Origin of the sequence: Mediterraneibacter sp. ICN-202921 (genome assembly GCF_037890075.1) — a bacterium.
Taxonomy (GTDB): Bacteria; Bacillota; Clostridia; order Lachnospirales; family Lachnospiraceae; genus Mediterraneibacter; species Mediterraneibacter massiliensis.
The window spans coordinates 1-1674 of record NZ_JBBKBE010000036.1 but is presented as its reverse complement, the minus strand read 5'-3'; the positions used below and the strand labels follow the sequence as shown (position 1 = coordinate 1674).

Below are 1674 nucleotides of genomic sequence, written 5' to 3'. Positions count from 1 at the left end.
TCTTGAATGAAAAACTAAATTCCACATTCATACTGAATTTAGTCTTACTCTCTTCTTCCATATCCTTTATTATTTTAGTACCTTCTATCCGCAGTAGAAAAGAGGTACTTATGTGTAAATCAATTCCTGGAACCCAAAAACATATGACTATGGATCAGCGTATCATAATCGAAAAGGGATTGGATCAAGGCAGCTCCATTCGTAGCATTGCTCTACAGTTAAGGAAAGACCCAACCACCATCTCCAAAGAAATTAAAAAGCACCGTACTATTCAGGAACATAGCCCTTTCAATGAATCAAAAAACAAATGTGCTCTACTGAAAGACTGCAAGAAAAAGAACATCTGTGGAATCTATGCTCCGGTATGCAAAAGAATGTGTAAACTCTGCAACCACTGTAATTCCCATTGCGATGACTTCACTCCTCGCAGTTATCATTGCTCCAAACTGGATAAAGCTCCCTTTGTCTGCAATGCTTGCAGTAAGAAAAGTGGTTGTCGCTTGGACAAGGCCTATTATAGAGCCACGACTGCTCATAGAGAATATAGGACTGTTCTAATTGAATCAAGAACCGGTATCAACATTTCTCCAGAGGATTTAACAAAGCTGGATGAACTGGTTTCCCCTCTGATTCTTCAAGGACAATCCCCATACATGATCCTACAGAACCATCCTGAGATCCCTTACTCTGAAAAAACGCTTTACAATTATATTGAATCTGGTGCTTTAAGTGTTAAAAATATTGACCTGCCCAAAAAAGTAAAGTATAAAATCCGCTCTTCAGGTTCTTCTGAGCTAGCTGATAAGGCTATTTATGAAGGACGTACTTATAAAGATCTCCAGGCATTTTTAAAGGAATTCCCAGATACAAGAATTACGGAAATGGACACCGTACTCGGTTGTGAAGGTTCCCATAAAGCGCTGCTCACGTTACATTTTTCCGGTTGTTCTTTTATGATGGCTTATCTTCTTGACAGCAAAGAATCCCGTCATGTAAAGAACGTATTCGACTCTATTGAACATGTGATTGGAACCTTTTCTTTTGCTTCTGCATTTTCTCTGATTTTAACAGATAGAGGCGGTGAATTTCAGATCCCAGATGCATTGGAATGCGGGGAAGACAACTTGATCCGAACAAGTATTTATTACTGTGATCCTATGTGTTCCTGGCAAAAACCGCATTGTGAAAAGAACCATGAATACATCAGAAAAATCTGTCCGAAAGGAACATCCTTTGACAATTATTCGCAAAGGGATATCAATCTGATAATGAGCCATATCAATAGTACACCACGACAAAGTCTTGGCGGATTATCGCCTATGGCTCTTGCAAAACTCATGCTCCCTCATGAGCTTTTAAATTATTTCAATCTCACTGAAATACCAGCAGATAAGATTGTATTAACACCTGCATTACTCAAAAAATAAAACCAGATAATAAAACAAATCTGCGGATAAAGGTTCTATATCGCACATACCAGACAAGTGGAATTTAGTCTTACAGGGCAGATTCCACTTGTCTCATTAGCATACATTTTTATTGCAGAAAAGCATTTATTATCTGGTTAAATTCCACTTTAAAGGGTTTGACACGATTCGTCAAACCCTAAAATATCGAATTTAGTCTTCTGTATGGAATTTACTTTTACATGTGGAATTTACTTTTTCACTCAAC

The 1674-nt window shown here is 37.8% G+C and carries 1 protein-coding gene; it reads left to right on the top strand.

What is annotated here, in order from left to right; translation table 11 throughout:
• Positions 1 to 1427: IS30 family transposase (locus WKT01_RS13670; protein WP_270395696.1), on the top strand; the 1427-nt coding region annotated here is incomplete at its 5' end.
• Between the last annotated feature and the right edge of the window lie 247 nt (positions 1428 to 1674).